Source organism: Luteimonas sp. MC1895 (assembly GCF_016457215.1).
Lineage (GTDB): Bacteria > Pseudomonadota > Gammaproteobacteria > Xanthomonadales > Xanthomonadaceae > Luteimonas.
Map to the genome: position 1 here is coordinate 245,398 of NZ_JAEMDY010000004.1, position 25,102 is coordinate 270,499.

31 protein-coding genes are annotated in these 25,102 nt (G+C 71.8%); 13 read left to right on the forward strand and 18 right to left on the reverse strand.

Translation table 11 applies throughout. From position 1 onward, the window contains the following. Positions 1-80: 80 nt before the first annotated feature. Positions 81-506 (forward strand): hypothetical protein, encoded by a 426-nt coding sequence (locus JG616_RS11625; protein WP_199392662.1) that lies wholly within the window; start codon positions 81-83, stop codon positions 504-506. On the opposite strand, the gene JG616_RS11630 is transcribed toward JG616_RS11625, so the two are convergent. The 3 genes from JG616_RS11630 to JG616_RS11640 all read right to left on the reverse strand — a co-directional run bounded on the left by JG616_RS11630 (position 503) and on the right by JG616_RS11640 (position 3,510). Then, positions 503-2,026 carry an acetyl-CoA hydrolase/transferase family protein gene (locus tag JG616_RS11630; RefSeq protein WP_199392663.1) on the reverse strand — a complete coding sequence of 508 codons (1,524 nt, stop codon included), beginning with the start codon at positions 2,024-2,026 and terminating at the stop codon, positions 503-505. The genes JG616_RS11625 and JG616_RS11630 overlap by 4 nt on opposite strands. A gap of 135 nt (positions 2,027-2,161) precedes the next feature. Beyond that, complete coding sequence (locus JG616_RS11635; protein WP_199392664.1) at positions 2,162-2,938, reverse strand: hypothetical protein; 777 nt, start codon at positions 2,936-2,938, stop codon at positions 2,162-2,164. A gap of 218 nt (positions 2,939-3,156) precedes the next feature. After that, positions 3,157-3,510: a BON domain-containing protein gene (locus JG616_RS11640; RefSeq protein WP_235973106.1), complete on the reverse strand. Its 354-nt coding sequence runs from the start codon at positions 3,508-3,510 to the stop codon at positions 3,157-3,159. 161 nt (positions 3,511-3,671) lie between these two features. On the opposite strand from JG616_RS11640, the gene JG616_RS11645 reads away from it, so the two are divergent. Then, complete coding sequence (locus tag JG616_RS11645; RefSeq protein ID WP_199392666.1) at positions 3,672-4,115, forward strand: PepSY domain-containing protein; 444 nt, start codon at positions 3,672-3,674, stop codon at positions 4,113-4,115. A 54-nt stretch (positions 4,116-4,169) separates the two neighbouring features. On the opposite strand, the gene JG616_RS11650 is transcribed toward JG616_RS11645, so the two are convergent. From JG616_RS11650 to JG616_RS11665, 4 genes are all read right to left on the reverse strand, one after another. Beyond that, positions 4,170-4,412, reverse strand: coding sequence for a DUF3297 family protein (locus tag JG616_RS11650; protein ID WP_199360074.1), 243 nt, complete (start codon positions 4,410-4,412; stop codon positions 4,170-4,172). 88 nt (positions 4,413-4,500) lie between these two features. Then, complete coding sequence (gene msrB, locus JG616_RS11655; RefSeq protein ID WP_199360075.1) at positions 4,501-4,968, reverse strand: peptide-methionine (R)-S-oxide reductase MsrB; 468 nt, start codon at positions 4,966-4,968, stop codon at positions 4,501-4,503. Between the two features lie 56 nt (positions 4,969-5,024). Next, on the reverse strand, positions 5,025-5,309 hold the full coding sequence (locus JG616_RS11660; protein WP_199360076.1) for a DUF4031 domain-containing protein: 285 nt from the start codon (positions 5,307-5,309) through the stop codon (positions 5,025-5,027). A 6-nt stretch (positions 5,310-5,315) separates the two neighbouring features. Beyond that, the gene (locus JG616_RS11665) at positions 5,316-5,906 is read right to left on the reverse strand and encodes a DUF3016 domain-containing protein (RefSeq protein WP_234446551.1); all 591 of its coding nucleotides are present in this window, start codon (positions 5,904-5,906) and stop codon (positions 5,316-5,318) included. Between the two features lie 192 nt (positions 5,907-6,098). On the opposite strand from JG616_RS11665, the gene JG616_RS11670 reads away from it, so the two are divergent. Both JG616_RS11670 and JG616_RS11675 read left to right on the forward strand, forming a co-directional pair. Beyond that, positions 6,099-7,136, forward strand: coding sequence for a L,D-transpeptidase (locus JG616_RS11670; protein ID WP_235973107.1), 1,038 nt, complete (start codon positions 6,099-6,101; stop codon positions 7,134-7,136). Between the two features lie 2 nt (positions 7,137-7,138). Next, entirely contained in the window at positions 7,139-7,894 is a 756-nt protein-coding gene (locus JG616_RS11675; RefSeq protein WP_199392667.1) for a M23 family metallopeptidase, read from the forward strand. An 8-nt stretch (positions 7,895-7,902) separates the two neighbouring features. Here the strand turns inward: JG616_RS11675 and JG616_RS11680 are convergent, their stop codons facing one another. After that, positions 7,903-8,634, reverse strand: a complete 732-nt coding sequence (locus tag JG616_RS11680) for an arylesterase (RefSeq protein WP_235973108.1) — start codon at positions 8,632-8,634, stop codon at positions 7,903-7,905. A gap of 83 nt (positions 8,635-8,717) precedes the next feature. Here JG616_RS11680 and JG616_RS11685 point away from each other — a divergent pair, with 83 nt between their 5' ends. Together JG616_RS11685 and JG616_RS11690 are read left to right on the forward strand one after the other, a co-directional pair. Further along, positions 8,718-9,428, forward strand: a complete 711-nt coding sequence (locus JG616_RS11685; RefSeq protein WP_199392668.1) for an ABC transporter ATP-binding protein — start codon at positions 8,718-8,720, stop codon at positions 9,426-9,428. After that, positions 9,425-11,950, forward strand: a complete 2,526-nt coding sequence (locus tag JG616_RS11690; RefSeq protein WP_199392669.1) for an FtsX-like permease family protein — start codon at positions 9,425-9,427, stop codon at positions 11,948-11,950. The genes JG616_RS11685 and JG616_RS11690 overlap by 4 nt, the downstream gene beginning before the upstream one ends. Positions 11,951-11,966: 16 nt before the next feature. Here the strand turns inward: JG616_RS11690 and JG616_RS11695 are convergent, their stop codons facing one another. After that, positions 11,967-12,227 carry a hypothetical protein gene (locus tag JG616_RS11695; protein WP_199360080.1) on the reverse strand — a complete coding sequence of 87 codons (261 nt, stop codon included), beginning with the start codon at positions 12,225-12,227 and terminating at the stop codon, positions 11,967-11,969. Between the two features lie 138 nt (positions 12,228-12,365). On the opposite strand from JG616_RS11695, the gene JG616_RS11700 reads away from it, so the two are divergent. Both JG616_RS11700 and JG616_RS11705 read left to right on the forward strand, forming a co-directional pair. Beyond that, the gene (locus JG616_RS11700) at positions 12,366-13,451 is read left to right on the forward strand and encodes a class I SAM-dependent methyltransferase (protein ID WP_199360081.1); all 1,086 of its coding nucleotides are present in this window, start codon (positions 12,366-12,368) and stop codon (positions 13,449-13,451) included. Further along, positions 13,448-14,182, forward strand: a complete 735-nt coding sequence (locus tag JG616_RS11705; protein WP_199392670.1) for a 16S rRNA pseudouridine(516) synthase — start codon at positions 13,448-13,450, stop codon at positions 14,180-14,182. Before JG616_RS11700 ends, JG616_RS11705 begins: the two co-directional genes overlap by 4 nt. On the opposite strand, the gene JG616_RS11710 is transcribed toward JG616_RS11705, so the two are convergent. Further along, positions 14,179-14,733 (reverse strand): DUF1415 domain-containing protein, encoded by a 555-nt coding sequence (locus JG616_RS11710; protein ID WP_199392671.1) that lies wholly within the window; start codon positions 14,731-14,733, stop codon positions 14,179-14,181. The two genes, JG616_RS11705 and JG616_RS11710, sit on opposite strands and share 4 nt — an antisense overlap. Before the next feature lie 7 nt (positions 14,734-14,740). After that, positions 14,741-15,223, reverse strand: coding sequence for a YajQ family cyclic di-GMP-binding protein (locus tag JG616_RS11715; RefSeq protein ID WP_199360084.1), 483 nt, complete (start codon positions 15,221-15,223; stop codon positions 14,741-14,743). Positions 15,224-15,332: 109 nt separating this feature from the next. Here JG616_RS11715 and JG616_RS11720 point away from each other — a divergent pair, with 109 nt between their 5' ends. Further along, a complete protein-coding gene (locus JG616_RS11720; protein WP_199392672.1) occupies positions 15,333-16,382 on the forward strand; it encodes an NAD(P)-dependent alcohol dehydrogenase in 1,050 nt (349 codons plus the stop codon). A gap of 82 nt (positions 16,383-16,464) precedes the next feature. Next, on the forward strand, positions 16,465-17,337 hold the full coding sequence (locus tag JG616_RS11725) for a DMT family transporter (RefSeq protein WP_255531897.1): 873 nt from the start codon (positions 16,465-16,467) through the stop codon (positions 17,335-17,337). Positions 17,338-17,878: 541 nt separating this feature from the next. Here JG616_RS11725 and ftsH read toward each other — a convergent pair. Next, positions 17,879-19,795, reverse strand: coding sequence for an ATP-dependent zinc metalloprotease FtsH (ftsH, locus tag JG616_RS11730; protein WP_199360985.1), 1,917 nt, complete (start codon positions 19,793-19,795; stop codon positions 17,879-17,881). Between the two features lie 57 nt (positions 19,796-19,852). After that, the gene (gene rlmE / locus JG616_RS11735; RefSeq protein WP_199360983.1) at positions 19,853-20,485 is read right to left on the reverse strand and encodes a 23S rRNA (uridine(2552)-2'-O)-methyltransferase RlmE; all 633 of its coding nucleotides are present in this window, start codon (positions 20,483-20,485) and stop codon (positions 19,853-19,855) included. A 71-nt stretch (positions 20,486-20,556) separates the two neighbouring features. Between rlmE and yhbY the strand changes: the two genes are divergently transcribed. Together yhbY and JG616_RS11745 are read left to right on the forward strand one after the other, a co-directional pair. After that, on the forward strand, positions 20,557-20,862 hold the full coding sequence (yhbY, locus tag JG616_RS11740) for a ribosome assembly RNA-binding protein YhbY (protein WP_199360980.1): 306 nt from the start codon (positions 20,557-20,559) through the stop codon (positions 20,860-20,862). A 16-nt stretch (positions 20,863-20,878) separates the two neighbouring features. Continuing rightward, positions 20,879-21,256 (forward strand): Mth938-like domain-containing protein, encoded by a 378-nt coding sequence (locus tag JG616_RS11745; RefSeq protein ID WP_199392673.1) that lies wholly within the window; start codon positions 20,879-20,881, stop codon positions 21,254-21,256. 8 nt (positions 21,257-21,264) lie between these two features. Here the strand turns inward: JG616_RS11745 and JG616_RS11750 are convergent, their stop codons facing one another. From JG616_RS11750 to surE, 4 genes are read right to left on the reverse strand one after another with little or no spacing between them, the layout of a single operon-like run. After that, positions 21,265-22,068 (reverse strand): peptidoglycan DD-metalloendopeptidase family protein, encoded by an 804-nt coding sequence (locus tag JG616_RS11750; protein WP_199392674.1) that lies wholly within the window; start codon positions 22,066-22,068, stop codon positions 21,265-21,267. A gap of 38 nt (positions 22,069-22,106) precedes the next feature. Further along, positions 22,107-22,760, reverse strand: coding sequence for an exopolysaccharide biosynthesis protein (locus JG616_RS11755; protein WP_199392675.1), 654 nt, complete (start codon positions 22,758-22,760; stop codon positions 22,107-22,109). 3 nt (positions 22,761-22,763) lie between these two features. Beyond that, positions 22,764-23,447, reverse strand: a complete 684-nt coding sequence (locus JG616_RS11760; RefSeq protein ID WP_199392676.1) for a protein-L-isoaspartate(D-aspartate) O-methyltransferase — start codon at positions 23,445-23,447, stop codon at positions 22,764-22,766. Continuing rightward, positions 23,444-24,229 (reverse strand): 5'/3'-nucleotidase SurE, encoded by a 786-nt coding sequence (gene surE, locus JG616_RS11765; RefSeq protein ID WP_199392677.1) that lies wholly within the window; start codon positions 24,227-24,229, stop codon positions 23,444-23,446. Before surE ends, JG616_RS11760 begins: the two co-directional genes overlap by 4 nt. Positions 24,230-24,284: 55 nt before the next feature. Between surE and JG616_RS11770 the strand changes: the two genes are divergently transcribed. Next, complete coding sequence (locus JG616_RS11770) at positions 24,285-24,833, forward strand: Smr/MutS family protein (protein ID WP_199392678.1); 549 nt, start codon at positions 24,285-24,287, stop codon at positions 24,831-24,833. 1 nt (position 24,834) lies between these two features. Here JG616_RS11770 and JG616_RS11775 read toward each other — a convergent pair whose 3' ends face one another. After that, complete coding sequence (locus tag JG616_RS11775) at positions 24,835-25,077, reverse strand: hypothetical protein (RefSeq protein ID WP_199392679.1); 243 nt, start codon at positions 25,075-25,077, stop codon at positions 24,835-24,837. Between the last annotated feature and the right edge of the window lie 25 nt (positions 25,078-25,102).

Sequence of the window (25,102 nt, forward strand, 5' to 3'; positions counted from 1 at the left end):
CACGCCGGGCGCCATGCCAGACTCGCGGCCGCCAGGCCGTCCAGGGGCCGCAGCGGAGCAGTTTCGACGTGGGAGAGGGTATGCAGCAGGAATCCAGCCCCGGGACCGACGGTCCGTCGGTCGCCGTGTCACGCGAAGCGCGGATGCTGCGCGTGGTCGTCCGCGGCGTCGCGTCGGTGGACGCCACCCGTGCGTACTGGAGCGCGATCGTGGCCGAGGCGGCCCGCGACCGGCCGGACTACCTGCTGCTGGTCGACGAGCTGCGCGGCCCGGCCCTGGGCGCGGAGGACTGGCGGGCCCTGGTCGACAGGCTGGTCGGCACGGGCCTGGAAGCCGTGCGCATCGCCCACGTCAAACCCAACGGCCTGGACGCCGTGGAGCACTGCGAGCTGTCCGCGCGGCAGCACGGCTTCGAAGCCCGGGTGTTCGTCGACGAACGTGCCGCCAGGCTGTGGCTGCGCTACGGGGAGCGCCCGGACGACCGGGCCCGGGCCGTGGGCGACTAGCCCTGCGGACCGGTCCGCATGCTGCCGGTCTCGACCATGCGCTGGTGCCAGGACAGCGCCTCGCCGAGCAGGTGGGGCGTGTGCAGGCCGTGGCCGTCGCGACAGGCACGGTCGAAATAGTCCTGCAGCATCGGCCGGAAGTCGGGATGCGCGCAGGTGTCGATGACCCGCTTCGCGCGCTGGCGCGGAGACAGCCCGCGCAGGTCGGCCAGGCCCTGCTCGGTCACCAGCACCATCGTGTCGTGCTCGGTGTGGTCGACGTGGCTGACCATCGGCACGATGCCCGAGACCTGGCCGCCCTTGGCGGTGCTCGGCGACATGAACACCGACAGGTAACCGTTGCGCGCGAAGTCACCCGACCCGCCGATGCCGTTCATGATCCGGCTGCCGGCGATGTGGGTCGAATTGACGTTGCCGTAGATGTCGGCCTCGATCATGCCGTTCATCGCGATGCAGCCCAGGCGCCGGATCACCTCGGGATGGTTGGAGATCTCCTGCGGGCGCAGCAGGATGCGCTCGCGGTAGAAATCGACGTGGGCGTTGAACTCCTCGATGCCCGCCGGGCTCAGCGAGAACGAGGTCGCCGAGGCCATGCGCAGCGTGCCGTTCTTCAGCAGCGCCAGCATCCCGTCCTGGATCACCTCGGTGTACGCGGTCAGGCCCTGGTAGCCGCCGTCGGCCAGCCCGCCGAGCACGGCGTTGGCGATGTTGCCTACGCCCGACTGCAGCGGCAGCAGGGATCGGGTCAGGCGTCCGCGCGCGATCTCGTGCGAGAAGAAGTCGAGCAGGTGGCCGGCGATCTGCCGCGAGGCCGCGTCGGGCGGATTGAACGGCGAGTTGCGGTCCGGGGCATGGGTCTCGACCACCGCGATCACCTTGTCCGGGTCCACGCGCAGGCTGGGTTCGCCGATGCGGTCGTCAGGGCGTTCGATCAGGATCGGACGGCGGTCGGGCGGAAGCGCCGTGCCGTAGTAGACGTCGTGCATGCCGTCGAGAGCGGCCGGCTGCCACGCGTTGACCTCGAGGATCACCTTGTCGGCCTGGTCCAGCCAGGTCTTGTTGTTGCCCACCGAGGACGACGGGATGAGGCTGCCGTCCTCGCGGATTCCGGCGACTTCCACCACCGCGACGTCGATCGCGCCGAAGAATCCGAACCACGCGTGCTGGGCGACGTGGCTGAGGTGGATGTCGATGTAGTCCAGGGTGCCGGCGTTGATGCGCTCGCGCACCGCGGGATCCGACTGGTAGGGCAGGCGCAGCTCCATGCCCTCGACCTTCGCCAGCGCGCCGTCGAGCTCGGGCGCGGTGGACGCGCCGGTCAGCACCTTGATGCGGAAACGCTCGCCGGCGGCGTTGGCGCGCTCGACCCGCGCGGCCAGCGCCTGCGGCACCGCCTTGGGATAGCCGGCGCCGGTGAAGCCGCTCATCGCCACCGTCATGCCCGGCCCGATCGCCGCGGCCGCCTCCTCGGCCGAGGTGATGCGGTCACGGAACAGGGGATGGCGGATGCGCTCGGGCACGACAGGACTCCACGTGGCGATAGGCGTCCATTTTACGCCGCGGCGTCACCGGTCCCCGCGCCACAGGGGGACGCATCGTTGCGCAATGAAAAGGGGCCCCGATCGGGGCCCCTCCGGCATCACATGTGGCGGGAATCAGCGGCCGTCGCCGTCCGCGTCGCCCGGAAGCTTCGTCTCGACGCGGTGCCACGCGTCCTTGACGGCACCCTTGGCCTGCTGCCAACCCAGCTTCGACTCGCCGCGGGCACGATCCCAGCCGCGCTCGAGCTCGGACTCGGTCTCCTGCGACCACGCGGCATTCGGACGCGAGGTCCGCGCCTGCGTGCCGTAGCGGTAAGCCGGACGGTAGTCGTCGAAGCCGTGCTCGCTGCTGTAGTAGTCAGCCTTGTTGTAGTTCTGCTCGAAGTGGCTGTCGGTGTCCTGGTAGGCGCCATAGGTGCGATGGGTGCGGTCATAGGCGTCCTGCACGGCCGGACGCGCCGAGTCCCAGTCGAGGCTCGATTCCGCCCGCGACTCGTCCCAGCGCTGCTTGAGCTGCGACTCCGCCTCGTTCCAGTCGCGGCCGCCGGCCTCGTTGCGGTATTCGGTGCCCATGCGATAGGCCGGGGCGTAGTCGCGGTCGAAATCGCGATCGGCCTGGTAGTAGTCGCGCGACACCGCGCCTTCGCGCCAGTACTCGACTTCGGCGGTGGGATCGACGCGCTCGGCGATGGCCTTGCCACCCGCGGCGCCGCTCACCGCGCCGATGCCGCCGCCGACGAGGGTGCCGATGGGTCCGAAGAGGCTGCCGACGGCCGCGCCGGCGATCGCGCCGGCCGTGCCACCCGCGGCCACGCCGACGGGATGCGCGCCGGGAGCGCCGGTGATCGGGTCGCGGTTGGCATCGGGGTTCGTGTCTCGACGATCGTTCATGCGTGAGCTCCTGGGTGGTGTTCGTGGGGAGGAGCCACTATTGCCGCGGTGAGGTTTGCACGGCGTGCAAGTGGTGCGTACGCGTGCATAACAATGCACTGACGCCGCCTTGACGCTGAGGCGTGCCGGAACGAAAAAGGCACCGGCGATTCCGGTGCCCTGTGTGTGGTGGGTGCACTGCACCACGCGCGGCGCGCGCGCGTGCAATGGGCAAAGGCTTACTCGCCCGCGTCGGTACCCAGTCCGCTTGCATCCACCTCGACGACGCCCTCGATGCCCGAGGCGATGCGCCTGGCTTCTTCGATCTGCGCCTTGCTGGCCACGTCGCCGCGCAGCGTCACCACGCCGTTCACCGTCTTGACGTCGATCTCCAGTCCGGCCACGTCCTCGTCCGCGAGCAGGCTTGCCTTGACCTTGGTGGTGATCCAAGTGTCGCCGACCGGCTGTTCCGAGTCGGCGGCGTCGTGTCCGTCCTTGTGCTTCGGATCGTCGTTGGCCACGGCGTTGCCACCCGCCAGCAGCAGGGACAGGGCTGCGGCCATGAAGCCGCCTTGCTGAATGCGATTGCTCATCGTCTTGCTCCGCATGCATCGGGGGAGCGGCGATTCTTGCCGCGCCGGCATGGACGCGACGTGAGCGCACGCTGGCCCGTGCATGAACGCAGGCGGCGGATTTCATGCCCGGTTCGCGCCGCGGTTCGAATACTCGCGCTTCCCCCCGCAGGAGACATTCCATGAAGCACGCCAAGCTCCAGGCCCTCGCGATCGCGGTGACGCTCGCGCTGTCGGCCGGCAACGCCGCGGCGCAGGACGCCGCCGCGGATGCGATGACCGCACCGCAGATCCGCGCCTCGCTCGAGTCGCAGGGCTATACCCGCGTCAACGACGTCGAGTTCGAGGACGGCGTGTGGAAGGCCGATGCGCGCAGCGCCGACGGCCAGCGCGTCGAGCTGCGCGTCGACCCGGCGACCGGCAAGGTGTATCCGGAGGATGCGGTGTCCACGCTCGGCGAGGCCGACGTGCGCGCCAAGCTCTCGGCTGCCGGCTATTCGAAGGTGGACGACGTGAAGTTCGATGACGGCGTGTGGACCGCCGACGCCGAGGACGCCAATGGACGCGACCTGAAGCTCACGCTGGATCCGGAGACCGGCGAGGTCGTCGGCAAGGACCGCGACTGACGCGCACGGTCGTCGAAGTCGAGGACATGCGGGGCGCCCCAGGGCGCCCCGTCTTCATTCCGCGTCGCGGAAATAGGGCTCGACGCGACCGTTGATCTTCATCGTCATCGGATTGCCGCGGCGGTCGAGCGCGCGGCCCACCGCCACCCGGATCCATCCCTCGCTGACGCTGTATTCCTCGACGTTGGTGCGCTCCTCGCCGTTGAACCGGATGCCGATCCCGCGGCCGAGGGTCGTCTCGTCGTAGTGCGGGCTGCGGGGATCATTGCTGAGGCGGTCGGGCGGGGTCTGCGTCATGTCTGTCGGATTCCGTCTGTCGTTCGCGGGTGCGGGGCGGCTGCGCTCGCGGCGCACGAGGATACTGCGGCGTGGCGCGTCCTGCAGCTCAGTCCAGCGCTTCGCCCTCGGGCGCGCCGCGGCCCAGCAGGTCGGGCAGGGGTTCGCCGTCGGCGACGAAGCCGAGCGAGACGGAATTGAGGCAATGCCGCTCGCCGGTGGGCGGCGGGCCATCGGGGAAGACGTGGCCGAGGTGGCTCCCGCAGCGCGCGCAGGTCTCCTCGATGCGCACCATGCCGTGGCTGAGGTCGCGCACGTAGCGGACGTGGGCCGGGTCGAGCGGCGCGAAGAAGCTCGGCCAGCCGGTGCCGGACTCGAACTTGGCGCTGGAACGGAACAGCGGCAGGCCGCAGAACCCGCAGGTGTAGGTGCCCTCGCGCCGGTTGTCGAGGAATGCGCCGCAGAACGGGGCCTCGGTGCCGTGGGCCAGCAGCACGCGCCGCGCATCGTCGTCGAGCGCGTCGGTGAGGCGGCGGCGCTGTGCGTCGTCGGGCGGGCTGAGGTCGAAGCGGGTCATGCCGGTCTCCTGCGCGGATCTGCGCCTGATTATCGCCGGCCGGCCGTACGCGCGCGTCAGGGCGACTCGCGCCGGCCCTGGCGGCGTGCGTTGGCGATCACCGCGCGCATCTGCCCGCGGTCGCGATGGCGCGAGATCGCCACTGCCCCGAGCTCGATCGCGCGCGCGCGCAGCTCGGCGGTGACGTCGTAGTGCGCACCGCTGGTCCGGTCCTGGAAGACGTGGCGCGGCAGGCCGAGTGCAGCGGCGAAGGCGTGCAGCTCATCGAGGCTGTCGGCCATCAGGTGCGCCCAGCGGCGTCCGCGCCACAAGGTGACCGCATCGTCGACGTAGACCGCCATCCGCGCTCAGCGGTCACCGCGGACGGGGTCGGCACGGGCGAGATCGGTGCGCACCCAGCGATCAACGAGCTGCTTTTCGTGGCGCAGCGGGTCGCTGCTGCCCACCGTGCCCGGCTGCCGCTGCAGGAAGCCGAGGTCGCGCAGGCTGCGCTCGCCCGAGGCGACCACCTGGCCGGAGGCATCGCGCAGCGTATAGGCCAGGTCGATGCGCGGCGGGTAGATGTCGCGCACCACGCGGACATGGTCGCTGGCGCCCCGGCCGGGCTCGTAGTCGCCGGCACGGTCGATGTCGGTGATCCGCACCTCCAGGCGCTCGCCGGGATGCAGCGCGCGCGCGGCGCGATCGGCGACGTGGCGGGCGAGGTCGCGCACCCAGTCGCCGCGCACGGCCTCGAAGCGGTTGCGGCTGTGGCGGATCTCGGTGAAGTCCGCGGGCGCCGTCCACGACACCGCGACCGGGCCGCCGTCCTCGAGGCTGAGGCCGACGTCGGGATCGGTGACCCGGTCGGCGAGCGCCGGTCCGGTCACGACGGCCAAGGCGATCGCCAGGGCCGGAATCAGACGAGGCAGGCACTGCGGACGTTGCGGTCGCTTCATGGCAGGTGTGCCGGGTTCCGGGTCTGCCCCGAGTCTGCTCCGGCACGGACGCCGTCGCAATGAAACGCGGGGCGTGCATGACCGCGCGTTCAGCGCGAATGGCGGCCGTGACGCAGCCGATGCTGCCTTCACGCGGCATCGCCCGCGCCTTCCCCAGCATCGCGACCATCCCGCCCACAAGGAATGCCCCGCATGCGCCCAGCCGCACCGCTCGCCATCGCGCTGTCCGCGATGCTCGTCTTCGCACTGCCAGCCGATGCGCAGGAGCCGGCGCCCCCCAAGGCCAAGCCTGCCGCCGCGCCCGAAGCCGCTGCGGCCGAAGCCGCCACGTCCGCGCCCGCCGCGCAGGCCGCGGATCATCCTGCCAACGATGCCGCCACCACGCAGGGGCGCGACGCGATGCTGCGCGCGCAGGTGCTGCTCGAGCGCGCGCGCTTCTCGCCCGGCGAAATCGATGGCCAGGGCGGCACGAACACGCGGCGCGCCATCGCGGCCTTCCAGCGCAGCCGCCAGCTGGAGCCCAGTGGCCAGCTCGACGAGGCCACGTGGAAGGTGCTGAACAGCGACGCGGCGCCGGTGCTGGTGCAGTACGCGATCACCGCGGCCGACGCCGCAGGCCCGTACGCCGCGCTGCCCGGGGGCATGATGGAACGGGCCAAGCTGGATGTGCTCGGCTACGAGGACGTCGCCGAGGCGCTGGGCGAACGCTTCCACGCCAGTCCCGCGCTGCTGAAGCGCCTGAATCCGGGCAAGGACCTGACCGCGGCCGGCACGACGATCGTGGTTCCCGGGCTGGCCACCGCCGCCGCGCTGCCGGCCATCGCGCGGGTGGTCGTCGACAAGTCCGACTCGGTGGTGCAGCTGGTCGCCGCCGACGACACCGTCGTGGCGCAGTTCCCGGCGTCCACCGGCAGCGAGCATGATCCGCTGCCGCTCGGCGAGTGGACGATCAAGGGCGTCGCGCGCGATCCCACCTTCCACTACAACCCGGAGCTGTTCTGGGATGCCGATCCGTCGCACGCCAAGGCGACGCTGCAGCCGGGCCCGAACAATCCGGTCGGCGTCGCCTGGGTCGACCTGTCCAAGGAGCACTACGGCATCCACGGAACGCCGGAACCCGGCCATGTCGGCAAGACCGACTCGCACGGCTGCATCCGCCTGGCGAACTGGCACGTCAGCCTGCTCGCGGATGCGGTCAAGCCGGGCATGCCGGCGCTGCTGCAGGAGTAGGCATGCGCTACGTCGGGCTGGTGCTGGCAGGGCTGCTGGTGGGCGCGCTGGCGTACCACCTTGCGACGCGGGGCGCGGACCGGGAGCCACCGCTGCGGGTCGCGCCTGCGGACGTCGCGTCGCCACGCGCCGCGGACGGCGAGGGCGCGGGCGCCGGGCGGAACGTGGCGCGTGGCGCGCGTGCCGCGCGGACGGATGCGCCGCGTGCAAGCGCCTCGACGTCGGACACCGATGGCGTCGAGGTCTCCGCCACCGGCCGGGACGCGACCCGTCCGGCAGCCACCACGCGCGCCACGCGCGCAGCGGCGCCGGGGCCGCTGCCGTCGGGGCTGGTGGTGCCGGTGCAGGGCATCGCCCCCGCGTCGCTCACGCCCACCTTCGACGACGACCGCGGCGAAGGCCGCGTGCACGAAGCGCTCGACATCATGGCGCCCACCGGCACGCCGGTACTCGCGGTAGCCGACGGCCACGTCGAGAAGCTGTTCGACAGCGACCGCGGCGGGCTGACCCTCTACCAGTTCGAACCGTCGGGTCGCCACGCCTACTACTACGCGCACCTGGACCGCTATGCGCCGGGGCTGGCGGAAGGCCAGGCGCTGCGCCAGGGCGAGGTCATCGGCTACGTCGGCAGCACCGGCAATGCCGACCCCGCGGCGCCGCACCTGCACTTCGCGATCTTCCTGCTCGGTCCCGAGAAGCGCTGGTGGGAGGGCACGCCGATCGATCCCTGGCCGCTGCTCTCCGGCCGGGCGCGGTGAGCGCGGGCTCAGCGCAGGAGCGGCTCCAGCGCCGGCCAGACATGCCGGGCGATCGCCGGTTGCGCGCGGGCCGTCGGATGCAGGTTGTCATCCATGAAGTTGCCGCGGTCGGCGGCGATGGGCTCCAGCAGGAACGGCAGCAGCTCGACGTCGAAGAAGGCCGCGAGGTCGCGATAGGTCTGCTCGAAGCCGCGCGTGTAGTCGGCGCCCAGGTTGGGCGGCATGCGCATCCCGACCAGCAGCACGCGCGCGCCCACGTGCCGCGAGGCGCCGATCATCCGCGCCAGGTTGCGCCGCAGCTCGGGCAGCGGCAGCCCGCGCAGGGCGTCGTTGGCACCCAGCGCGATCACCACCACCGCCGGACGGTGCCGCAGCACTTCGTCGACCACGCGCGCGGAGCCGCCGGCACTGGTCTCGCCGCTGATGCTGGCGTTGACCACCTGCCAGCCGGGATGCCCGGCGGTGACGCGTTCGCCGAGCATCGCCACCCAGCCCTGGTCCTCGCGCAGCCCGTAGGCGGCCGACAGCGAGTCGCCCAGCACGAGTACCGTGCGCGGGGCGGCCGTGCTTGGGGCGGCCGTGCGCGGGGCAGCCGTGCGCGGTGCGGCCGCGCGCTGGGCCGCCGCGGCCGGCTCGACCCGTGCCGCAGGCTGCGCCAGGGCCATCGCCGCGGACGCCAGCAGTGCCGTGCCCAGGGCCATCTGCAGCCAGCGCCGTGGCGCCCGGTATCCTGACCTCATCCCGCGACTCCTCGTTCCGTCCGTCGATCGCGCCCGGCCCCGCCGGACGCTGCGCCGGACATCATGCCCCGATGAAGGACCCCATGGCTGACTCTTCCCGAACCCACGCGCCCCAGGCGCTTTCCGCCACCGGCCTTGGCAAGCGCGTACAGCTGCCAGGCGGGGAGCTGGTGATCCTGGACGATGTCGGCTTCGCCATCATGCGCGGCGAGAGCGTCGCGATCGTCGGCCCCTCGGGTTCGGGCAAGAGCACCCTGCTGTCGCTGCTGGCCGGACTCGACGCCCCGACCGCGGGCGCGGTGGAGATCGACGGCGCCCCGCTGTCGACGCTCGACGAGGATGGCCGCGCGCGCGTGCGCGCCGAGAAGGTCGGCTTCGTGTTCCAGAACTTCCAGCTGCTGCCGTCGCTGACCGCGCTGGAGAACGTGATGCTGCCGCTGGAGCTGCGCGGCGACGCCGACGCCGAAGGCCCGGCCCGCGCGATCCTGGCCCGCGTCGGACTGGGCGAGCGCCTCGGCCATTATCCGCGCCAGCTGTCGGGCGGCGAGCAGCAGCGCGTGGCGGTGGCGCGCGCCTTCGTCACCGATCCGTCGCTGATGTTCGCCGACGAGCCGACCGGCAACCTCGACACCGCGACCGGGCAGGCCATCATCGAACTGCTGTTCGCGCTCAACCAGGACGCCGGCACCACCCTGGTGCTGGTGACCCATGACGAACACCTGGCGGAGCGCTGCCGGCGCACCCTGCGCATCGAGGGCGGGCGGCTGGTGGCGGACTCCGGGCCGGCCGCATGAGGATCGCCGGACTCGCCTGGCGGCAGCTGAAGCGCGACCTGGTCTCGGGCGACGTGCGCATCCTGCTGGCGGCGCTGGTGCTGGCGGTGGTGGCGGTGACCGCGGTCGGCTTCGTGACCGACCGCGCCGCGCGCGCGCTGGCGATCGAGGCCAACCGACTGCTGGGCGGCGACGCCGTGCTGCGCGGCGACGCGCCGATCGACGGACCGGCGCGCGAGGCCGCCGGCAGCGCCGGCCTGCGCATGGCCGAGACCGTCGAGCTCGACACCATGGTGCGCGTGGGCCGCGGCGACGGCGTGCAGCTGAAGCTGGGCGAACTGCGGGCCATCGGCGAGGGCTTTCCGCTGCGCGGCGAATACCGCATCGCCGGCGCCGACGGCGTGGAAGCCGCGGCCACCGGCGTCCCCGCGCCCGGCACGCTGTGGATGAGCCGCGGCGGCGCCGACACCCTCGGCGCGCGCATCGGCGACACCGTGGGCATCGGCACGCTGGAGCTGCGGCTTGCGGCGCTGGTGGCGCAGGAACCCGACGCCGCCCTGGACTACTTCAACGTGGCGCCGCGGGTCTTCATCCACCCGGACGACCTCGAGGCCACCGGCCTGGTGCAGGAAGGCAGCCGCATCCGCTACCGCCTGGTGGTGGCCGGCGAGGCCAGCGCGGTCGAGCGCTTCACCGCGGTGGCGCGCGAACACCTCGCGCGGGGCCAGCGGCTGGAGACCGCCGCCGACGCGCGGCCGGAGATCCGCTCCGCGCTGGACCGGGCCGGGCGCTTCCTCGGCCTGGCCGCGCTGGTCTCGGTGGTGCTGGCGGCGGTGGCGGTCGCGATGGCTGCGCGCCGGCACAGCGCGCGCCATCTGCAGGGTGCGGCGGTGATGCGTTGCCTGGGCGCCAGCCAGGCCACCCTGGCCGGGATCCACATCGGCGAGCTGCTGATGCTCGGGCTGCTGGCCTGCACCCTGGGCGTGGCGATCGCCTGGGGGCTGCAGTGGGCGATCGGTGGCTGGCTGGCCGGCATGCTCGGCATCGCCATTCCGCCGGCGGGGCTGATGCCGGCCCTGGGCGGCTACGGCGTGGGGCTGGTCGTGCTGCTCGCGTTCGCCGCGCCGCCCGTGCTGGCGCTGCGCCGCGTGCCGGCGCTGAGCGTGCTGCGCCGCGACCTCGATCCCACCGAGCCGGCCGCGCTGCTGGTGCTGGCCGCGGGCATCGCCGGGATCGGCGCGCTGCTGTGGTGGCAGGCGGGCTCGCCGGCACTGGCGCTGGCGATGCTGGCCGGCATCGCGCTGACGCTCGGCGCGTTGGCCCTGCTGGCCTGGCTGATGATCCTGGCCGTGCGCCGCCTGCGCGGCCGCCTGCGCGGCAGTGCCCGCTACGGCTTGGCCAACGTCAGCCGCCGCGCCGGCACCAGCATCGCCCAGGTGTCGGCGCTCGGCCTCGGGCTGATGGCGCTGCTGCTGCTGACCTTCGTGCGCACCGACCTGCTGGAGCGCTGGCAGCTCGCGCTGGCGGCGGAGGCGCCCAACCGCTTCATCGTCAACGTGCAGCAGGACCAGATCGACGGCGTGGCCGCCGTGGCGGCGGCCCAGGGCCTGACGGCACCGGTGCTCTATCCCATGGTCCGCGGGCGCCTGGCCACCCACAACGGCACGCCGGTGCGCGGCGAGGACTACGCCGGTGAGGACGGCGACGAGGCGTCCGGGCGCGCGCAGCGTCGTGCCGACCGCGAGTTCAACCTGTCCACCGCGCGCGAGCTGCGCGACGACAACCGCGTGACCGCAGGCGAGTTTTGGGGCGCCGGAGGCACCGAGGGCGTCGAGCTGTCGGTCGAGGCCGGCTTCGCCGAATCACTCGACTGGGCGCTCGGCGACCGCGTCGCCTTCGACATCGCCGGACGCCGCATCGAGGGCCGGGTGACCAGCCTGCGCGAGGTCGACTGGGAAAGCTTCCGGCCGAACTTCTTCGTGCTGTTTTCGCCCGGCGCGCTGGACGGCTACCCCGCCAGCTGGATCACCGCGGTCAGCGTGCCGCAGGGCGATACCGCGTTCACGCGCGAACTCGTCCAGCGCTATCCCAACGTCTCGGTGATCGACGTCGACGCGGTGCTGACCCAGGTGCGCAACACCGCCGACCAGGTCTCGACCGTGGTGGAGGTGGTGTTCTGGTTCGCGCTCGCCGCAGGCCTGCTCGTGCTGCTGGCGGCGATCAGCGCAAGCCAGGACGAGCGCCTGCTCGAAGGCGGGGTGATGCGCGTGCTCGGGGCAAGCCGGCGCCAGCTGCGGCTGGCGCAGGCTTCGGAATTCGCGGTGATCGGCCTGCTGTCAGGTCTGGTGGCGGCGGTGGCTGCCACCGTGCTTGCAGGCGTGGTGGCGCAGGAAGTGTTCGACCTGCCCTGGACGCCGGATCTCGGCATGGCCGCCGCCGGCGGGCTGGCCGGCATGGCCGCGGCGCTGGTGGCGGGACTCTGGGCCACGCGGCGCGTGCTGGACGCGCCGCCGGCGGTGACCCTGCGCGAGCTGCAGGGCTGAGCGCAGCCGTGACGCCTCAGGCGTCGACGCGCTGCGGTTCGGCGTCGAAACGGCGCGCGTAGTCGCGTTCGTCGGCGATCGCGATCACCTCGTCATCGGCGCTGTCGGGCGCCCCGTAGACCGCGTACACGACCGCGTCGCCGCGGCGACCGACCTGCTGCAGGCGGTAGCGCGACTGGCCGCTGCCGGTGTCGGGCGGGTAGTGGGTGGGAGGCGTCTCGCCTTCGATGTCGAGCTCGCTGTTGTCGACCGGTCCGCCGACGAAGAGTGCGCGCATACGCGTTTCCTCTGTTCTGCATGGGGGCCCCGATGCTGGCAAACCCGGCATTCGGGTCCGATGAAGCGCGCGTGGGCGCGACGTGCGCGCGGCCCGCGGCACTACAATCGCGGCCCTGTTTCCTCCACCGGAGCCACGATGGCCATCCACGGCGATCCCGCCCTCGACGCGCTGATGCTTCCCTTCGCCAGCGGAGACCTGGCGCGCGCGCCCGGTGCCGTGTTCCTGCGCGCGCGCGCGGGCGCCGCCCTGGTCGCGGCGGACTGGCCCGGGCTGGCCTGCGAAGCGCCGTTCCGGCCCGACGCGGACGCACTGGTGCGCGCGGGCTTCACCGTCGCCGATGAGGCGGTGGCGACCGGCGCGGGCGAGGCCGACGTCGCGAGGCCGCTGGTCCTCGTGCTGCCGCCACGCCAGCGCGACGAGGCGCGCGCGCTGTTTGCCGAGGCGCTGTCGCGCGCGGCACCGGGCGCGATGGTGGTGGCCAGCGTCGCCAACGACGCCGGAGCGAAGTCCGCCGAAGCCGATTTCGTCCGCATCGCCGGTCCGGTGACCACGCGCAGCAAGCACAAGTGCCGCGTGTTCTGGGCCGCCGCCGGCCAGCCCGGCGCCGACCCCGCGCTGGCCGCGCAGTGGCGCGACCTCGATGCCCCGAGACAGGTGGCCGGAGGCCGCTTCCTGAGCCGGCCCGGCGTCTTCGCCTGGGACCGCATCGACGCGGCATCCGGCCTGCTCGCCCGGCACCTGCCGGCCGACCTGGCCGGCCGCGCCGCCGACCTCGGCGCCGGCTATGGCTATCTCGCGGCCGAACTGCTCGAGCGCAGCCCCGGCATCAGTGCGCTCGACGCCTACGAGGCCGACGCCCGCGCGCTGGCGATGGCGCGCCACAACCTGGCCGGCTTCGCGTCGCGCGCCGCGCTGGGCTTCCATTGGCACGACGTGGTGGCGGGCGTGCCCGGCGCCTACGACGTCGTGGTCACCAATCCGCCCTTCCACGCGCCCGACGGCCGCGAGCGCCCGGACATCGGCCGCGCCTTCATCGCCGCCGCCGCGCAGGCGCTGCGGCCGGGCGGCCGGCTGTGGCTGGTCGCCAACCGCCACCTGCCCTACGAACAGGCGCTCGGCGCGGGCTTCGGCGAAGCCCGGCTGGTGGCCCAGGAAGGCGGCTTCAAGGTCGTCGAAGCGGTGAAGGCGGGCGGCGCGCGCGGCGGGCGTCCGCCGCGATGAAGCTGGTCAAGTCGCTGGCCAACCTCGGCTACGGCAGCCGCAAGCAGGTGGCGCTGATGTTCCGCGAAGGCCGGGTCACCGACGCCGCGGGCGAGGTGCTGTACGCCGACGACGCGCCCGCGTGGGACGACGTCCGCGTGGACGGCGAGCCGCTGGAACCGCCGCCCGGCCTGCTGCTGATGCTGCACAAGCCAGTGGGCCATACCTGCTCGACGAAGGATCGCGGCCGCGTGGTCTACGACCTGCTGCCGCCACGCTTCGCGCTGCGCTCGCCCACCCTGTCCACGGTCGGCCGCCTCGACCGCGACACCAGCGGCCTGCTGCTGATGACCGACGACGGCCAGCTGCTGCACCGGATCATCTCGCCGAAAGCGAAGCTGCCCAAGATCTACGAGGCCACGCTGGCCGAACCCCTGCGCGGCGACGAGGCGGCGATCTTCGCCAGCGGCACGCTGATGCTGGAGTCCGAAAAGACCCCCCTGCTGCCCGCCGGGCTCGAGGTCGTGTCACCGACGCAGGCGCGCCTGACGCTGCACGAAGGCCGCTACCACCAGGTGCGCCGCATGTTCGCCGCCGTCGGCCACCACGTGGTCGCGCTGCACCGCAGCCGCGTCGGTGGCCTGTCGCTGGACGACCTGCCGGAAGGCGAGTGGCGGCTGCTCGACGACGCCGACCGCGACCGGATTTTCGCTGTCGGGATTGCGGCACGCGCTCCCACAAGAAGCCGCTAGCCGCTGGGCACGTCCTCGAACAGCGCGCGCCACCCGGGGAGCCCGAGCTTCTCCAGCGTCGCCACATTGCGCTCGACGATCTCGTCCGGATCGGGAAACGCCTCGACCGCGCGCGACACGCTGTCCTCGCGCAGCAGGTGCAGCGTCGGCCACGGCGAGCGGTTGGTGAAGTTGGCGATGTCGTCGGGATGGCTGTCGGCGAACTGGTAGTGCGGATGGAAGCTCGCGACCTGCAGCACGCCCTCCAGCTCGAGCTCGGCCACCAGCGCATCGGCGGTCTCGAGGAAGTCGTTGTAGTCCAGGAAATCGGACAGCACCTGCGGATGCACGATCAGCGTCGTGTCGACCTCGGTCGCCGCCGTGTCGCGCAGGCGCAACAGCTCCGCGCCCAGCTCGGACAGCAGCGTCGCCTCGTCGCGCGCATCGCTCAGCACCATCCGCACCTGGTCCTTGGCGACCACCGCCTTGGCGAACGGGCACAGGTTGAGCCCGATGACCGCGCGTTCCAGCCAGCGGCGGGTGTCGGCGATCGGATCGTCGGTCGCGTGCATCGCCGGGTCAGTCGCGGAAGTTGTCGAACTGCAGCGGCTGCTCGAATTCCTTGCTGCGCAGCAGGGCCATCGCGGCCTGCAGGTCGTCGCGCTTCTTGCCGGTGACGCGCAGCTTGTCGCCGTTGATCTGCGTGTCGACCTTCAGCTTCGCGGCCTTGATCTCGTTGCCGATCTTCTTCGCCAGCTCGCGCTCGATGCCCTGCTTGACCGTGACCTTCTGCCGCGCGCCGGCGAGGTTGCTCTCGACGTCGCCGAATTCCAGGCAGCGCGTGTCGATCTTCCGCGCCGCCAGGCGCGCGCGCAGGATGTCGGTCATCTGCTGCAGCTGGAAGTCGCTGGGCGCGCGCTGGGTGATCACGGCCTCCTCGCGTTCGAAGGCGGCGTCGACGCCCTTGAAATCGAAGCGCGTGGTGAGCTCGCGGTTGGCCTGGTCGACGGCGTTTGTGAGCTCGTGGGTGTCGACTTCCGAGACGATGTCGAAGGACGGCATGGCGCGGTTTCCGGTGCGGGGGAACAGGGGCTCAGGGTACCGCAACGCCGATGGCCGGGGCCTCGTGCATCATGGGCGCCCGTCCCCCAGAACCGCCCCGGAGCCCGCCATGCACACGACCGCCGCCTATGCCGCCACCTCGGCCACCGCGCCGCTGGCCCCATGGAGCCTGGAGCGCCGCGATCCGCGCCCCGGCGAGGTCCTGATCGACATCCGCTACTGCGGCATCTGCCATTCCGACCTGCATACCGTGCGCGGTGAGTGGGGTCCGGTCGAATATCCGCTCGTGCCGGGCCACGAGATTGTCGGCCATGTCGCCGCCGTCGGCGAGGGCGTGGACCGCTACACGGTGGGCGATGCGGTGGGTGTCGGCTGCTTCGTCGATTCCTGCCGCAGCTGCGCGCAGTGCGCGGCCGGCGAGGAGCAGTACTGCGAGAAGGGCATGGTCGCCACCTACGGCAGCCTTGACCCCTCGACCGGCGAGACCACCCAGGGCGGCTATTCCACGCGCATCACCGTGCACCAGGACTATGTGCTGCGCATCCCCGACGGCCTGCCGCTGGATCGCGCGGCGCCGCTGCTGTGCGCCGGCATCACCACCTGGTCGCCGCTGCGCCACTTCGGCCTGAAGGAAGGGGACGAGCTGGGCGTGGTCGGACTCGGCGGGCTGGGCCACATGGCGGTCAAGCTGGGCGTCGCGCTGGGCGCGCGCGTGACCGTGCTCAGCACCTCGGAGCGCAAGCGCGAGGACGCGCTGAAGCTGGGTGCGCACGCCTTCGAGGTTGTCGGCAGCGACCGCGGCGCGGTGCGCCGGCTGGCGAAGCGCTTCGACATGATCCTCGACACGGCCTCCGCCGCGCACGACTACAACGTCTACCTGCAGATGCTGAAGATCGACGGGACGATGGTGCTGCTGGGCATTCCCGAGCCGACCCCGGTGGCGGCCTCGTCCCTGGTCATGGCCCGGCGGCGCCTGGCCGGCTCGCTGATCGGCGGCATCCGCGAAACCCAGGAGATGCTCGACTTCTGCGCCGCCAACGGCGTCGCCAGCGACATCGAGCTGATCGACGCCGACGGCATCAACGATGCCTACGAGCGGATGCTGCGCGGCGACGTGCGCTACCGCTTCGTGATCGACGCCGCCAGCTTCGCGGTCTGAGCCGGCGGTGGAACCGGTCACCCCCGGCGTCGCCGGCGACGGCGGTGCCGAGGCCGCGGCTGCGCGCGACCACCGTCGCGGCGTGCTCGCGATGCTGTTCGCGGTCGCCGTGCTGTGCGTGATGGACGCCTGCATGAAGCAGCTGGCCGGCCACTACCCGCCGATGCAGGTCGCGGCGCTGCGCGGCGCGGTGGGCCTGCCGCTGGTCCTGGCCTGGGCGCTCTCGACCACGGGCCTGCGTCCGCTGCTGCGCGTGCACTGGCCGCTGCACCTGTTGCGCGGCGTGCTCGGCGTGCTGTTCCTGTCGTGCTTCGTTGCCGGCCTGCGAGACCTGCCGATGTCGACTGCCTATGCGATCACCTTCGTCGGTCCGCTGCTGGTGACCGCGATGGCCGTGCCCCTGCTGCGCGAGCACGTCGGGCCCCGGCGCTGGGCCGCGATCGTGGTCGGCATCATCGGCGTGCTGGTGGTGCTGCGTCCCGGCGGCGAGGGCATGCTGACCCGGGCCGGCCTCCTGGTCCTGTTCGCCACGGTCTGCTACGCGGCGTCGGTGGTGACGGTGAGGATGCTGGCCCAGCGCGACAGCGCGCAGGCGCTGGTGTTCTGGTTCCTGGCGATGGTGGCCGTGGGCGCGGGCCTGCTCGCCTGGCCGGACTGGGTACCGCTGCGCGCGGCCGACGGCTGGTTGCTCGCGGGGGTCGCGGTGTCCGGAACCCTCGGACAGGTGGCGCTGACCCACGCCTTCCGCCTGGGCGAGGCCTCGCTGATCGCGCCGCTGGAATACACCGCCCTGGTCTGGGTGGTGCTGCTCGACCTGGTGCTGTGGAGCGCGCTGCCGGACGGCATGACCTGGCTGGGCGCGGGGATCATCGTCGCCAGCGGCCTCTACCTGATGCGCCGCGAGCGCGTGGTGCGGGGCGATCAGCGGTGCCCGCCGCGGATGCAGGGGGGATGACCAGCCGGAATCTTCGCTGTCCTGCTCCCAGTTCCGGCCGCCGGCCATCCATGGCCGGCTCTGGCCATCCCCCCTGCATCCGCGGCGGGTCCGACCTCTTTCGCGATCCGGTGGCGGACAAGCCAGGCAGCGGCAAGCCGTTGCGTCTTGGTCATGTGAGCCGGTGCGTCAGTTGACCCGGAGTCTTCCCGCCGCGACCGCTCTTGCTTCCGGTTCCGAAGCCGATAAAGGCCGGAGCCCGTCCCGCGTGCAGGGGGTGTGCGGAGAGCCGGCCATGGATGGCCGGCGCCCGGCCGCTGGCAGCAGGACGCGGAGACGGCCGGCGTAGCACGCCCCCTGTGCGCGGGACGGGCGGCGTGGACTCCAACGGAGCACTGCTAGCAACATCGCAGCCAGGGTGTCGTCAACATCGCGGCTATAGCCGCTCCTACACGGGGAGTGATCGGTCCTCCCGCCCTGCGCATCTCTCTCCCAACGGGGGGAATGAAGCAAGAAAAAGCCGGGCACGAGGCCCGGCTTTTCAGGTTGCATCGACCGCGCGTCAGGCCTGCGGGGCCGGGTCCGGCGAGATCGGCATCGGGCGCTTGCCGCCGGCTTCGCCGTCGTCGTCGCCCTTGGGCAGGGGCTTGCTCCAGCCGATCGGCGGCGGCGGGTCGCGGCCTTCCATGATCGCGTCGATCTGCGGCACGTCGATGGTCTCGTACTCCAGCAGGAGCTTGGCCATCGTGTGCAGCTTGTCGAGGTGCTCGGTCAGGATCGCCTTGGTGCGGGTGTAGGCGCTGGCGAGGATGTCGCGCACTTCCTCGTCGATCTTGCGCGCGGTCTCGTCGGACACGCTCTTGTGCTGGGTGACCGAACGGCCCAGGAACACCTCGTCCTCTTCCTCGCCGTAGGCGATCGGACCGAGTTCTTCCGACAGGCCCCACTTGGTGACCATGGCACGCGCCATCTTGGTCGCACGCTCGATGTCGTTCGAGGCACCGGTGGTGACCTTGTCCGAACCGAAGATCAGCTCCTCGGCCACGCGGCCGCCGTACAGCGTCGCCAGGCGGCTGTGCAGGCTCTCGCGGGTCGAGCTGTAGCGGTCGCCCTCGGGCAGGAACTGGGTCACGCCCAGCGCGCGGCCACGCGGGATGATCGTGACCTTGTAGACCGGGTCGTGATCCGGCACCAGGCGGCCGACGATGGCGTGGCCCGCCTCGTGGTACGCGGTATTGGTCTTCTCTTCCTCGCTCATGGCCATCGAGCGGCGCTCGGCGCCCATCAGGATCTTGTCGCGCGCCTTGTCGAAGTGGTCCATACGGACGTCCTTCGCGTTCTCGCGCGCGGCGAACAGCGCCGCCTCGTTGACCAGGTTGGCGAGGTCCGCGCCGGAAAAGCCCGGCGTGCCGCGCGCGACGACCATCGGCTCGACGTCGTCGGCCAGCGGCACCTTGCGCATGTGCACCTGCAGGATCTGCTCGCGGCCCTTGACGTCGGGCAGGCCCACCACGACCTGGCGGTCGAAGCGGCCCGGGCGCAGCAGCGCCGGATCGAGCACGTCGGGACGGTTGGTGGCAGCCACCACGATCACGCCCTCGCCGCCCTCGAAGCCGTCCATCTCGACCAGCAGCTGGTTGAGCGTCTGCTCGCGCTCGTCGTGACCGCCGCCGAGGCCGGCACCGCGGTGGCGGCCGACGGCGTCGATCTCGTCGATGAAGATGATGCACGGCGCGTGCTTCTTGGCCTGCTCGAACATGTCGCGCACGCGGCTGGCGCCGACGCCGACGAACATCTCGACGAAGTCGGAGCCCGAGATCGAGAAGAACGGCACCTTGGCCTCGCCGGCGATGGCCTTGGCCAGCAGCGTCTTGCCGGTGCCGGGCGGGCCGACCATCAGCACGCCGCGCGGGATCTTGCCGCCGAGCTTCTGGAAGCGCGAGGGGTCGCGCAGGAACTCGACCAGCTCGGACACTTCTTCCTTGGCCTCGTCGCAACCCGCGACGTCGGCGAAGGTGACCTTGACCTGGTCGTCGCTGAGCAGCTTGGCGCGCGAGCGGCCGAAGGACATCGCGCCCTTGCTGCCGCCCTGCTGCATCTGCCGCATCATGAAGAACCAGAAGCCGATGATCAGCAGCACCGGCAGGAAGTTGAGCAGCAGCGACCACAGCGTGACGCCCGACTCCGGCGGCGCCTGCTTGATCTCCACGTTGTGGTTCATCAGGTCGTCGACCATGCGCTCGTCGCGGCGCGGCGCGGTGGTGATGCCGCTGCTGCCGTCCTTGCGCTGGAACTGCACCGAGCGCTCGTCGCTGGCGATGTCCACAGCCTTGATGCGGTCGGTGCGCACTTCGGACATGAACTGCGAGTACATGACCTCCTGGCTGCCGGGCACCTTGGGGCTGAAGCTGTTGAAGACCACCATCAGCACGACGGCGACCACTACCCACAGCATCAGATTCTTGACCAGGTCGTTCATTCCACTCTCCGCGGCATCGCCGCCAATTTACTTCATCCGGCTTTACTTCATCCGGCTTTACTTCAGCCGGGCCAGCTTGCCCTGCGCCAGCGCATAGACTTCCGGCGAACGCTGGCGCGAGGCCGCAGGCTTGCGGACCACCACCTTCGCGTAACGCCGGCGCAGCTCGCGCACGTAGTCGTCGAAACCGGCCCCGTGGAACAGTTTGATCAGGAAATCGCCGCCCGGACGCAGGTGCCGGTCACCGAAATCCATCGCAAGCTCGGCCAGGTACATGGCCCGCGGCTGGTCGACGGCTGTCACACCACTCTTGTTGGGGGCCATGTCCGACAAGACAAGGTCCACGCGTGCAGCGCCAAGGGTGGATTCCAGCTGTGAAAGTACCGCGTCCTCCCTGAAGTCCCCGTGGATGAACTCCACGCCGGCCAGGGCGGGCATCTCGAGGATGTCCAGCGCGATCACCCGGCCACTGTCGCCCAGGGCCTGGCGGACCCACTGCGACCAGCCGCCCGGGGCGGCGCCGAGGTCGACGACGGTCATGCCCGGCTTCAGCAGGCGGTCGCGCTCGACCAGCTCTTCCAGCTTGTAGGCGGCGCGCGAACGCAGGCCCTCGGCCTGCGCCTTCTTCACGAAGGGGTCGCTGAAGTGCTCCTGGAGCCAGCGCTGGCTGCTTTTGCTGCGGGTGGCCATCGCCTGCGTCGGGGGAGCGGGGGGTCGGCCATGATACCCTGCGTGCCCCTCCGTACCTGACCGCAGCCTCCATGACCGTCGAGCTCACCGCCGCCCAGAATCGTTTCCTGCGCGGGCAGGCCCATGGGCTCAAGGCCATGCTGCAGGTCGGCGGCAAGGGCGTGACCGACGCGGTGGTGGCCGAGATCGCCGGCGCGCTCGAACACCACGAGCTGATCAAGGTGAAGGTGGGCGCGGCCGACCGCGAGGAGCGCGATGCGCTCATCGGCGACCTGGCCCAGCGCACCGGCGCGGCCCTCGTGCAGCGCATCGGGCACGTGGCCGTGCTCTACCGGCCCAACGCCGAGAAGCGCCAGATCGTGCTTCCGCGCGGCTGAGGAGCCGGACGACGCGATGGACCTGGTCCAGGAACGCCCTGACTATGAATACGTGCTGCGCGGCGCCGATGGCCGCTCGGCCCTGGTCAACGACCGTCGCCTGCTGGCGAGCTTCATTGTCTCGCCGACCCGCCTGATCGAGGACTGGGCCGCTTCGCCCATCGCCGGCCTGGAGCCGGCCCAGCTGGACGCGCTGCTCGCGCTCGAGCCCGAAGTGATCATCCTCGGCACCGGCGATGCGCAGGCCTTTCCTCCGCCGCGCACAATGGCCGCGTGCCTCGCACGGGGCGTCGGCCTGGAGGCGATGACCAACGGCGCCGCCGCGCGCACCTTCAACGTGCTGGCCAGCGAAGGCCGCCGGGTGGTCGCGGGCTTCATCCTCTCCGGCGACTGAGGCGGTCGTCAGCGCTGCGGCAGGTAGCGCAGCGGGTCCACCGGCTTGCCGTTGTAGCGGATCTCGAAGTGCAGCATGTCGCGGTCGGCGCCGGTGCGGCCCATTTCCGCGATCTGCTGGCCGGCCTTGACCCGGTCGCCCTCGCCCACCAGGCGCTTGCGGTTGTGGCCGTAGGCCGACAGCCACTGCTCGTCGTGCTTGATGATGATCAGCTCGCCGTAGCCCACCAGGCCGGAACCGGAATACACGATCACGCCGTCGCCGCCGGCGCGCACCGCCTGCCCGGCGGAACCGGCCACGCCGATGCCCTGCTTGGTCGGATCGCCCTCGACATAGCGGCTGACCAGGTTGCCGTCGGCCGGCCAGCGCCAGGACACCGCGCTGCGCACCGGCGCGGGCCCGGTCGGCTGCGGCGGCGCCCGGGTCGGCTGCACCACGCGTCCGCGGCTGTCGGTGGGCGGGCGTGCGCTGCCGCGGCTGCGCGACGCGGCCGCCGGCGTGGAGGCGCGTCCGCCGGTCGCGCCCGACGAGGGATACAGCCGCAGCGTCTGCCCGGGATAGATCGTGTAAGGCGGCTGGATGCCGTTCCACATCGCCAGGTCGAGCGGGCTGATGCCGTTGTTCACCGCCAGGCGGTAGAGGTTGTCGCCCCGGCGCACGCCGACCGTCTGCCCCGGCTTGGGCGTGGAGGCGCGCGCCGCGCTGCCGCCACCTTCGCGGACCACCTTGCTCGTGCCACAGCCGGCAAGCGCCAGCACCAGCGCGACGAGGGGGACCAGGGCGAGGCGGGCGGATCGACGGACCAGGGGCATGCGCGGGGAAACCTCCGTGTGGGACAGGGCGTGGCGACTCACCCGGCGAAGCGCTGCCACAGGTGCTGCAGGGCCAGGCCGCCGCCGCCGATCAGGACGCTGAAATAGACCACCGTGCCGATGGTGGCGAGGTGACCGAGGAGCACCGCGACGCCATCGCGCTGGATGAAGCCCACAGCGTAGAGCAGCAGCGCGATCGCGGGGATGGTGTTGCTGAACGGCACGAATCCGAACGGCGCCATCAGCAGCAGCGCGGCGAAGATGAAGGCCAGGTTGTTGAACAACTGCTGCGCGCGGCCGTCGACCAGCGAGGAGAGGCGGTAGGGACGGCTGATGCGCTCGAGCCGGCGCACCCAGGCCATGCCGCCGGTGAGCGCCGGCCGCAGCCGGTCGGCCGGCAGCGGGCGCGCGGCCAGCCGCGCGGGTACCCACAGCGGCCGGCCCGAGACCCGGCTCAGGCCCACCAGCAGGATCGCCGCGCCGAACACCGTGCTGACGCCGGGGATCGACACCGGGATCAGGAACACCAGGGTCAGCAGGATCGACAGCACCAGCAGGCCCTCGTCGCCGATGATGGCCAGCAGCTCCCCCAGGCTCATCGAGCCGGTGGGCAGGCGTTCGATGATCCCTTCCAGCTGGGTGCGCAGGGACTGTTCGCCCAGCGGGGCGGACGGCGGAATCGGTCGTGTCATGGCTCAGTCCACCAGTCCGGACAGCAGGGGCACGAAGGCGACGCTGGCCAGTGTGTCCTGCACGATCTGGCCTTCGGCGTCCTTGCGCAGGCGCAGCAGCGACTGCGCGCCCGCTGCGCCCACCGGCGCCACCAGAACGCCGCCGGGCGCAAGCTGCGCGGTGAGCGCGTCGACCAGCGCCGGGGCACCGGCGGTGACCAGGATGCCGTCGAAGGGCGCCTCCTCCGGCCAGCCGACGCGGCCGTCGTCGTGCTTGCTGCGCACGTTCAGGCCCAGCGAGCGGAAGCGCTTGCGCGCGACCCGCAGCAGGTCGCCGATCCGCTCGACCGTGTACACCTGCAGCCCGAGCGCGCCGAGGATCGCGGCCTGGTAGCCGGAACCGGTGCCGACCTCGAGCACGCGTACCGGCTGCGCGCCATCGGCGAACAGCGCCTCGGTCATCCGCGCCACCACCCAGGGCTGGGAAATGGTCTGGCCGTGGCCGATCGGCAGCGCGGTGTCCTCGTAGGCACGGGTCGCCAGCGCCTCGTCGATGAAGAGGTGGCGCGGCACGGTGCGGATGGCGTTGAGCACGCGCTCGTCGGTGATGCCATTGCCGCGCAGCCGCTCGATGAGGCGGTCGCGGACGCGCTGCGAGGTCATGCCCATGCCCAGCGCCTCGGGCTGCAGGCGCAGCCGCGGCGTCATGCCTGCCCTCCGTTGCGCAGGGCCTCCTCGAGGCCACCGACCCAGGCCGCGACCTGCTCCAGCGCCTGGTAGCGCGTCAGGTCGACCTGGATCGGGGTGATGGCGATGTGGCGGGTGCGCACGGCGTGGAAATCGGTGCCCGGGCCGGAATCGGCTTCGGCACCGGCGCCGCCGATCCACCAGAAGTGGCGTCCGCGCGGGTCCTGCGCCGGGATGCAGGCTTCGGCGCGGTGGCGGTTGCCCAGGCGCGTGACCTCGAAGCCCTCGATCTCCGACCACGGCAGGTCCGGCACGTTGACGTTGAGGATGGTGTCGGCCGGCAGCGGATCGGCCCTGAGGCGCGCGACGATCTCGACCGCGGCACGCGCGGCGGTCTCGTAGTGCCGGCCCTGGTGGTCGCGGGTGACCAGCGACACCGCGACCGCGGGCAGGCCCAGGAAGCGGCCTTCCATCGCCGCGGCGACGGTGCCGGAATAGATGACGTCGTCGCCGAGGTTGGCGGTGTTGTTGATGCCGGAGACCACGATGTCAGGGTCGTGGTCGAGCATGCCGGTGATCGCGACATGCACGCAGTCGGTCGGCGTGCCGTGCACGCGCCAGGTGCCGGCGTCGAGCTGCACGGCCTGCAGCGGCAGGTCGAGCGTCAGCGAATTGCTGGCGCCGGAGCGGTCGCGATCGGGGGCGACGACGGTGACCTCGTGGCCCGCGGCCCGCAGGCCGGCGGCGAGCGCGTGGATGCCGGGGGCGTCGACGCCGTCGTCGTTGCTAACGAGGATTTTCATTGCGTTCATGATAACGGAACGCGACGGCACGGGTCCCCCGCGCTAGGCTTGCAGCATGGCCGGACGCGATGACACGCACGACGACGACGAGGATGCCGCGCTGTTCCGCGCGGCGATCGGTCCGGTGCGTGAACTGCCCGCCACGCCGGCGCCCCCCGAGCGGCCACGCCCCCGACCGCGCGCGCGCATGGCCGAACGCGACGAGGCGCAGGCGCGCGAGGATTTCCGCCTGGGCCGCGGCGAGGGTTTCTCGATCGAGCGCGGCGACGTGCTGTCGCACCGGCGCGAGCAGGTGCCGCCGCGCACCCTCAAGCGGCTGTCACAGGGGCTCTATGCCGCGCAGGACGAACTCGACCTGCACCACAGCGATGCGGCCACCGCTGAAATCCTGCTGCGCCGCTTCCTGGGCGAGGCGCGCGACGCCGGCTACGGCTGCGTGCGCGTGGTGCACGGCAAGGGCATCAATTCCGACGACAGCCTGCCGGTGCTGAAGAACGTGGTCGACCGCATCCTGCGCCATCGCGCGGACGTGCTGGCCTTCCATTCCGCGCCGCCCGCCCAGGGCGGGACCGGCGCGGTGCTGGTGCTGCTCGCGCGGCGCTGACTCAGCGCGACGCCAGCCCGGCGGGGAACCGCCGCTGCGGCGGATTGACCCACTGCACGTGGACGCCGCGGCTGCGCGCGACCCGTTCGACCGCCGACACGTACTCGCCGTCTGTCAGGATCCGCTCGCCCTGCTGCGGACCTGTCGCGGGACCCGGGGCCGACGCCATGCCGCCGCTGCTCGCGCATGCCGAGAGCGCCAGCGTCGCGGATGCGACCAGGACTGCCTGGAACAACCTGTTCATGGCCTTCTCCTGTGGTTGCGCCAAG